This is a genomic window from Selenomonas sp. oral taxon 892 str. F0426 (assembly GCF_000468035.1).
Classification (GTDB): Bacteria; Bacillota; Negativicutes; order Selenomonadales; family Selenomonadaceae; genus Centipeda.
This window is the reverse complement of record NZ_KI260535.1, coordinates 249,520-257,106: the sequence shown is the minus strand read 5'-3', so window position 1 is coordinate 257,106 and position 7,587 is coordinate 249,520. Positions and strand designations below refer to the sequence as shown.

The 7,587-nt window shown below is 57.5% G+C and carries 10 protein-coding genes; 8 read left to right on the top strand and 2 right to left on the bottom strand.

The window, feature by feature from the left end:
- Positions 1-46 precede the first annotated feature (46 nt).
- Positions 47-442, bottom strand: a complete 396-nt coding sequence (locus HMPREF1992_RS04990; protein WP_021684780.1) for a type II toxin-antitoxin system HicB family antitoxin — start codon at positions 440-442, stop codon at positions 47-49.
- 154 nt (positions 443-596) lie between these two features.
- The gene (locus HMPREF1992_RS04985) at positions 597-857 is read right to left on the bottom strand and encodes a hypothetical protein (RefSeq protein WP_037358627.1); all 261 of its coding nucleotides are present in this window, start codon (positions 855-857) and stop codon (positions 597-599) included.
- Between the two features lie 356 nt (positions 858-1,213).
- Here HMPREF1992_RS04985 and HMPREF1992_RS04980 point away from each other — a divergent pair, with 356 nt between their 5' ends.
- The 8 genes from HMPREF1992_RS04980 to atpD all read left to right on the top strand — a co-directional run bounded on the left by HMPREF1992_RS04980 (position 1,214) and on the right by atpD (position 7,587).
- Entirely contained in the window at positions 1,214-1,627 is a 414-nt protein-coding gene (locus tag HMPREF1992_RS04980) for a hypothetical protein (protein ID WP_021684778.1), read from the top strand.
- A gap of 5 nt (positions 1,628-1,632) precedes the next feature.
- Positions 1,633-2,310: a F0F1 ATP synthase subunit A gene (atpB, locus tag HMPREF1992_RS04975; RefSeq protein WP_021684777.1), complete on the top strand. Its 678-nt coding sequence runs from the start codon at positions 1,633-1,635 to the stop codon at positions 2,308-2,310.
- Positions 2,311-2,378: 68 nt separating this feature from the next.
- A complete protein-coding gene (gene atpE / locus HMPREF1992_RS04970; RefSeq protein WP_021684776.1) occupies positions 2,379-2,630 on the top strand; it encodes a F0F1 ATP synthase subunit C in 252 nt (83 codons plus the stop codon).
- A gap of 42 nt (positions 2,631-2,672) precedes the next feature.
- Positions 2,673-3,197 carry a F0F1 ATP synthase subunit B gene (atpF, locus tag HMPREF1992_RS04965; RefSeq protein ID WP_021684775.1) on the top strand — a complete coding sequence of 175 codons (525 nt, stop codon included), beginning with the start codon at positions 2,673-2,675 and terminating at the stop codon, positions 3,195-3,197.
- The gene (locus HMPREF1992_RS04960) at positions 3,191-3,730 is read left to right on the top strand and encodes a F0F1 ATP synthase subunit delta (protein WP_021684774.1); all 540 of its coding nucleotides are present in this window, start codon (positions 3,191-3,193) and stop codon (positions 3,728-3,730) included. The genes atpF and HMPREF1992_RS04960 overlap by 7 nt, the downstream gene beginning before the upstream one ends.
- Positions 3,731-3,747: 17 nt before the next feature.
- Complete coding sequence (gene atpA, locus HMPREF1992_RS04955; RefSeq protein WP_021684773.1) at positions 3,748-5,265, top strand: F0F1 ATP synthase subunit alpha; 1,518 nt, start codon at positions 3,748-3,750, stop codon at positions 5,263-5,265.
- 18 nt (positions 5,266-5,283) lie between these two features.
- On the top strand, positions 5,284-6,132 hold the full coding sequence (gene atpG, locus HMPREF1992_RS04950; RefSeq protein ID WP_021684772.1) for an ATP synthase F1 subunit gamma: 849 nt from the start codon (positions 5,284-5,286) through the stop codon (positions 6,130-6,132).
- Between the two features lie 42 nt (positions 6,133-6,174).
- Positions 6,175-7,587 (top strand): F0F1 ATP synthase subunit beta, encoded by a 1,413-nt coding sequence (gene atpD / locus HMPREF1992_RS04945; protein ID WP_021684771.1) that lies wholly within the window; start codon positions 6,175-6,177, stop codon positions 7,585-7,587.

Sequence of the window (7,587 nt, the reverse complement as noted above, 5' to 3'; positions counted from 1 at the left end):
CGAGCCGATAGGGGCGTTCGTGCAACAGCCCCTTGTGTTGCGATTATCAGACGCCGATGCCGCATTCCCTGCGGATGGCGGTTTGAAGGAGCTTGGAGAAGTTGATATTATGCTCGCGTGCGAGCGTGTCCATCCAGCCCGGGAGGGTGACGTTCTTACGTACGGTGCGCGTATCGTTCATCTGTCGTACGGGCAGTGTATCCGCGCGTACGAGGGCGACGGAGGCACTCTTTGGGACTGTGAGAGCTGCGGGAGCAGACGGCACTGGTATATCGGCACGCTCCTCCTCGAGATGCCAGAGCGCAAGAGCGAGCGCGTCCTCGGCGTTCTCGAATGCCTCCTCGAGATTTGCGCCGTCCGTGTAGCAGTTCGGCAGATCGGGGAAGTCGACGAGAACGCCGTCCTTCTCCTCGGTGAAGATTGCAGGGTAGATGTATTTCATGGAGCGTCCTCCTCTCAGCGCAGGGAGATGCCTGCGTCTCTTAGGGAAGCACTGATAAATTCAGCACCGCCATCTTGACGCATCTTTTTTGCCCGCACTTCGTCGGCCGAAAAAATCTACGCCAATCTGACGGACTTCATTTTATCAGCGATTCCTACACTATATGATATTTCTTCCACGGGATCTGATTGATCCGTATGCTGTTCAAAAAGGCTACAATATCTTTGCGTCCGTAGTATTGGGGCTTGCCGTCGCTCGTGAGGCTCATCAGGATGATCGGCATGCCGGGGAAGAAGCGCATGAGTGCCCGTCTGGTCTGTGTTGATTTGATGGTGTAGCGCGTCACTTCGGGTGAGACGTGGATGACGGCGAAGGTGACGCCCTTCTCGATGATGACGGCTCCCTCGATGGTCACGGGCATCCCTCCTCTCTGCGATTCGCCTCATTTTAGCAGAGTGTGTGGGCCAATACAATAATAAAATGAGCGAAGTGGTTAAAATGAGGTTGCGGAAAGAAGAAAAAGCCCGTATAATAATCACTAAGCAGTGAGAATCGCTGAGGCGGTGTTCACTGTCCCTTGCCCATTATTGACGGAAAATTTTAATAAGTTTTCCAGGTATAATGTATACACTTGTGGAAGGATTTTCATTTTTTTTGTCGAATGGTTAAGGGTACTGATATTCAACGATGACGGCGACCGTCGTCCGACTCGACTTTCCTTGTGTATGTCGAGCCGGTTTTCTTATGCGCGGGAGCAGTCGGAGGAGGAATATGAGCAGTTTTTTATCGGGGTATCTCAGGCAGATCGGCAGGTCGCTCCTTATTGCAGCAGCGCTTGGTGTGCCGTCTCTTCTCTTTATGGGAGAGGTGGGGCAGATGCTGGCTTTTCTGGCAGGCTCTTTCACCGCAGCGCTGTATTTCTGGCAGCTGGCACAGCGCCTTCTGCGCGCCTCACGCGCCTCACGCGGCTCGGTCGCGGCGGGGCGGCGGCAGGTGCAGATCGGTCTTGTGTTGATGCTGACGCTCATCTTTGCTGTCCTGTGGGCAGCGAGTACGGTGGGGGTGCAGCATTTCTATGCGGCGGTTGGCGGCTTTCTGCTGGTGCACTTCGTGATGATGGCGCACCTGATCCTGCGCGAGATGCGTTCCGATAAGCAAAACGGGGACTTTCCCCAAGGGAGGTAGAGGTTATGCACGAAATCGGTGTTCGCGAGGCAGTGCAGATCGCCGGATTTACCTTCAATTCGCAGACCCTTGTCATGACGTGGCTCTCGATGGTGGTCGTTCTCTTCATCGGTTGGATCGCGACGCGCAATCTAAAGGTTGTGCCGACGTCGAACTGGCAGATGATGCTCGAGACGATCGTTGAGACGCTTCATGCACAGGCGGAGGAGAGCATGGGCCAACGCGGGCGGGGATTCCTGTCCATGATGGTCGTCGCGCTGTTCCTGTTCCTGTTGGTGTCGAATTGGATTGGTCTGATCCCGACGATGGCATCGCCAACAAATGATCTGAACACCACATTAGGACTGGCACTGCTGGTCGTTGTCATGGCGCACGTGTTGGGGCTCTATGTGAAGGGAATGCACTACATCGGTCATTTCTTCCAGCCGTTCGCGCCGTTCGTCATCATCAACATGGTTGAGGAGCTTGCCAAGCCGATTACGCTGTCGTTCCGTCTATTCGGCAATATTCTGGCGGGCGAGATTCTGATTCACATTCTGCTGATTCTGCTGGGGAACTATTCGACGGTTCCGTCCGTGATCTGGATTGCCTTCAGTATCTTTATCGGCGGAGTGCAGGCCTTTATCTTCACGATGCTGTCGATGGCATACATCGGCAGTGCGATTAAGACTGAGGATCACTAGGATCTGTGCGCGGCACGTCCGTGCATCAATTTTTGAGGTAGTGTTTATTTTTTAAGGAGGACATTTTCATGGAAAACGCAATTATGGTAGCTGCTGCTCTGATCGGTGCGGGCATTACGGCGGGTCTTGCTGCGGTCGGCGCTGCAATCGGTGACGGTCTTGTCACGAGCCGCTTCATTGAGGGGCTGGCACGTCAGCCGGAGGCAAAGAACACGCTGTTCACGAACACCCTCATCTCCGTCGGTCTGATCGAGGCGCTGGCTATCATTGCGGTTGTTGTTGCGCTGATTATGCTCTATGCAAATCCGCTGATTCACTAAGAAACGATGAATTGCACGGATTTTGCAAAGGGGGCATAGGAATTGGTTGAAACCATTCAAGGGATTATCGATCTCAACAGTACGCTGCCCGTCCAGATCATCAACTTCCTGATTCTCGTTGCACTTCTGCGTGCGGTGGCATATAAGCCGATCGTTCGCATGATGGATGAACGCCGGGCGAAGATCGCCGAGAGCATTGAAAAGGCGGACGCAGATGCGGCTGCTGCCGAGGCGACGCTGAGTGAGTACAAGGCGCAGCTGGCGGCGGCGCGTACGAAGGCACAGGAGATCGTCGACATGGCGGAAAAGCGCGCCGGTGAGGAGCGCGAGGCGAGCATTCAGGCGACGAAGCGTGAGATCGAGCAGATGAAGAAGGCTGCCGAGCTGCAGATAGAGCGCGAGCGCGCCCATGCGGTCGAGCAGCTGAAGGCAGAGGTTGTCGCCCTGTCGCTCGCAGCAGCGGGCAAGATCATCCGGAAGAATCTGGAGGCAAAGGACAACGATGCCATCATTGGCGAGTTCATCGCAAAACTCGACGCAAGCAAGATCGGTGATGCGTCATGCTGAACATGGAACTTGCACGCAAGTACGCACGCGCGATTTTTGAGCTTGCCTGCGAGGACGACGCGCTGCCGGAATACGGCGTGGATCTCGCAAAGGTGCAGCGTCTCTATACGGAGTGCCCGGAGCTCAAGGCGTATCTCTGCAACCCGAACATCCGTCCGGAGGACAAGAAGTCCCTCATCAAAGAGGTGTTCGAGGGCGGTTTGCGTGAGGCGGTGCTGAACTTCCTCCTGCTGCTCATCGACAAGCGGCGCATGATGGTGTTCGATGCGATCGCCGCCATCTTTACCCAGCTCTCGAACGATAAGCGCGGTATCGCCGTGGCGGATGTCACGACGGTGGATGAGCTTTCGTCTGCGCAGATGAAGGAGCTGACGGAGAAGCTGGAGCGCATTACGGGCAAGCAGGTAACGCTACGCGAGCACCGCGATCCCTCGCTCATCGGCGGTGTGGTGGTGCGCATCGGCGACCGCCGCATCGACGGCAGCATCAAGGGGCGTCTGGCGGCAATGACGGCAGAGTTAATGGCGAACTAGCGGGGTGACAGCGAAATATGAAAATGAATCCGGAAGAGATTACTTCCATAATCAAGGAACGAATCAAGAACTATGATGTCGATCTGAATGTGAACGATGTCGGTACGGTTCTTGAGGTCGGCGACGGTATTGCCCATATCTATGGGCTGGATAAGGCGATGGCGGGCGAGCTGCTGGACTTCGGCAACGATGTCTACGGTCTCGTGCTGAACCTGGAGCAGGAGAGCGTCGGTGCGGTTCTGCTCGGCGGCGATACGCTCATCAAGGAAGGCGACACGGTAAAGCGCACGGGCCGCATCATGCAGGTGCCGGTCGGTGAGGCAATGATCGGACGCGTTGTGGACGCGCTCGGTCGTCCCATCGACGGCAAGGGCCCCATCGATACGAAGGAGTTCCGTCCGATCGAGTCGCCGGCACCTGGTATTGCTGACCGCAAAAGTGTTCACGAGCCTCTCCAGACGGGTCTCAAGGCGATTGACGCGCTCGTGCCGATCGGCCGTGGGCAGCGCGAGCTGATCATCGGCGACCGCGGTACGGGCAAGACGGCGATTGCTGTCGATACGATTCTGAACCAGAAGGGGCAGAACTGTATCTGCGTCTATGTCGCCATCGGTCAGAAGGCGTCAACGGTCGCACGCGTTGTGAAGACGCTCGAGGACGGAGGCGCGATGGCCTACACGATCGTCGTTGCGGCGACGGCAGCGGACTCTGCGCCGCTCCAGTATCTCGCACCGTATGCGGGTGTCTCGATGGCAGAGTATTTCATGTACAAGGGCGGTCATGCTCTGTGCGTCTATGATGACCTCTCCAAGCACGCAGCTGCATACCGCGCAATGTCGCTGCTCCTGCGCCGTCCGCCCGGACGCGAGGCATATCCTGGCGACGTGTTCTACTTACACTCCCGCCTTCTCGAGCGTGCGGCGAAGCTCTCCGATGCGCTGGGGGCAGGCTCGATCACGGCGCTGCCGGTTATCGAGACGCTCGCGGGCGACCTCTCGGCATACATTCCGACGAACGTTATCTCGATCACAGACGGTCAGATCATGCTCGATACCGATGCGTTCTACTCGGGCATCCGCCCGGCGATCAACGTCGGTCTCTCGGTTTCGCGTGTCGGCGGTTCTGCTCAGATCAAGGCCATGAAGCAGGTCGCAGGTACGATGCGTCTCGATCTCGCACAGTACCGCGAGCTGGCGGCATTTGCGCAGTTCGGCTCGGATCTTGACAAGGCGACGAAGGCGCAGCTCGACCGCGGCGCACGCATGGTCGAGACGCTGAAGCAGGCGCAGTATAGTCCGCTCTCTGTTGCTGAGCAGGTGCTTGTTATCTTCACAGCGGTACGAGGCCATCTGGCAGATATCCCCGTGGATAAGGTTGTCACGTTCCATACGGACTTCCTGAAGTTCATGCGCGCGTCGCATCCTGAGATTGCCGCTGCGATTACGCAGTCGCAGAAGCTTGACGATGCGACCGAGGCAGATATCACAGCAGCAATCGCGGAGTTCAAGGACACCATCTCCTACAAAGAAGCGTAAGGGGAGAGGTGAGACGATATGGCCAATTTACAGGATATTCGTCGTCGCATCCGCAGCGTCAAGAGCATCCAGCAGATCACCAATGCCATGGACATGGTCGCGACCTCGCGTCTGCGCCGTGCCAAGGAGGCGGCGAACAACAACCGTCCCTATGCCGAAAAGACCGCTGAGGTCATTCGGAGCGTGGCGGCTGCTGCTCTGGATGTTACGCATCCGCTCCTCGAGCAGCATGCAGAGGGCAAGCGGCTGATCCTCGTGATGGCAGCGGACAAGGGGCTCGCTGGAGCGTACTCCAGCAACGCTCTCAAGACCGCGATGACCCTCGTCGAGGACAAGGCGAACACCGAGATCGTTGCCATTGGACGCAAGGCACGCGACTTCTTTAAGAACCGCAGTTTTAATATTGTCAGCGAGCGCATTGGCATCAGCGAGCGCCCGCAGGCAGTGCATGCACAGGCCATCACGAAGACTGTCATCAATGCGTTTGAGGCGGGCGGCGTGAAGGAAGTGTATATGGTCTACACGCGATTTGTGTCGGCCATCACGTGTGTGCCCGAGATCGTGAAGCTCCTCCCGTTCGAGGCGCTCACGGAGGGCGGACATATTCATACAGAGTACATCTATGAGCCGAATGCCGAGGAAGTGCTCGGGGCGCTGCTGCCGCAGTACCTGTTCACCACCATCTATGCGGCGCTCCTCCAATCGGCGGCGAGCGAGCTGAGCTCACGCATGAATGCTATGAGCAACGCGACCGACAACGCCGGTGAACTCATCGGAAAGCTCGACCTCTACTATAACAAGGTACGTCAGGCGGGCATCACGAACGAGATCAACGAGATTGTCGGCGGCGCCGAGGCACTCAAATGACATCCATGCACAGTGAGTACATGGAGGTAAGGAGGTTTTCCATTGGCAAAAGGTAAAGTCGTACAGGTCATCGGACCTGTCGTAGATATTGAATTTCCGGCGGGCGAACTGCCGGAGATCCTGACTGCAATCAAGATCAAGGGCAAGGCGGGCGATCATGAGATCAACCTCACGGTCGAGGTCATGCAGCATCTTGGCGACAGCGTCACGCGCTGTATCGCTATGAGCTCCACCGATGGTCTGATGCGCGGCATGGAAGCAGAGGATACGGGTGCGCCGATTACGGTTCCCGTCGGTGAGGCGACCCTCGGGCGTGTCTTCAACGTCCTTGGTGAGCCGGTTGACCACAATCCTGAGCCGGTTGGCAACAAGGAGTCGTGGCCGATCCACCGCACTGCGCCGAAGTTCGACGATCAGGAGACATCGACCCAGATCCTCGAGACGGGCATTAAGGTCGTTGACCTCATCGCGCCGTATTCCCGCGGCGGTAAGGTCGGACTCTTTGGCGGCGCAGGTGTCGGCAAGACGGTTCTGATCATGGAGCTGATCCACAACATCGCGACCGAGCACGGCGGCTACTCCGTTTTCGCGGGCGTCGGCGAGCGTACACGTGAGGGCAATGACCTCTGGTCGGAGATGACCGAGTCGGGCGTTATCGACAAGACGGCGCTCGTCTACGGACAGATGAACGAGCCGCCCGGAGCACGTATGCGCGTGGCTCTGACGGGTCTCACGATGGCGGAGTATTTCCGCGATGTGCAGGGCCAGGACGTTCTGCTCTTCATTGACAACATCTTCCGTTTCATCCAGGCAGGTTCCGAGGTGTCGGCTCTGCTTGGACGTATGCCGTCCGCCGTTGGCTATCAGCCGACGCTGACGACTGACGTCGGTGCACTCCAGGAGCGCATCACCTCGACGAAGAAGGGCTCGATCACGTCCGTTCAGGCGGTCTACGTCCCTGCGGACGACCTGACCGACCCGGCGCCGGCGGCGACGTTTACCCATCTCGATGCGACGACGGTTCTTTCCCGTCAGATCGCCGAGCTCGGTATCTATCCCGCTGTTGATCCGCTCGACTCCACCTCGCGTATCCTCGATCCGCTCGTCATCGGGCAGGAGCACTATGAGGTCGCGCGCGGCGTGCAGGCGGTGCTCCAGAAGTATAAGGAGCTGCAGGATATCATCGCCATCCTCGGTATGGAGGAACTCTCCGACGAGGATAAGCTGACGGTTTCGCGCGCACGTAAGATCCAGCGTTTCCTCTCGCAGCCGTTCTCGGTCGCAGAGGTCTTTACGGGATCGCCGGGCAAGTACGTCGCTCTGAAGGACACGATCCGCGGGTTCAAGGAGATCCTCGAGGGCAAATACGATGAGCTCCCCGAGGCTGCCTTCTACATGGTCGGCGGTATTGACGAGGCGATCGAAAAGGCGAAGAAGCTCAAAGAGGAGGCGTAA

What these genes read in the sequence shown, in the direction of transcription:
- HMPREF1992_RS04990 (WP_021684780.1), bottom strand. Translation starts at nt 442, where the DNA reads ATGAAATACATCTACCCTGCAATCTTCACCGAGGAGAAGGACGGCGTT.
- atpB (WP_021684777.1), top strand. Translation starts at nt 1,633, where the DNA reads ATGCACGAAATCGGTGTTCGCGAGGCAGTGCAGATCGCCGGATTTACC.
- HMPREF1992_RS04980 (WP_021684778.1), top strand. Translation starts at nt 1,214, where the DNA reads ATGAGCAGTTTTTTATCGGGGTATCTCAGGCAGATCGGCAGGTCGCTC.
- atpE (WP_021684776.1), top strand. Translation starts at nt 2,379, where the DNA reads ATGGAAAACGCAATTATGGTAGCTGCTGCTCTGATCGGTGCGGGCATT.
- HMPREF1992_RS04960 (WP_021684774.1), top strand. Translation starts at nt 3,191, where the DNA reads ATGCTGAACATGGAACTTGCACGCAAGTACGCACGCGCGATTTTTGAG.
- atpA (WP_021684773.1), top strand. Translation starts at nt 3,748, where the DNA reads ATGAAAATGAATCCGGAAGAGATTACTTCCATAATCAAGGAACGAATC.
- atpG (WP_021684772.1), top strand. Translation starts at nt 5,284, where the DNA reads ATGGCCAATTTACAGGATATTCGTCGTCGCATCCGCAGCGTCAAGAGC.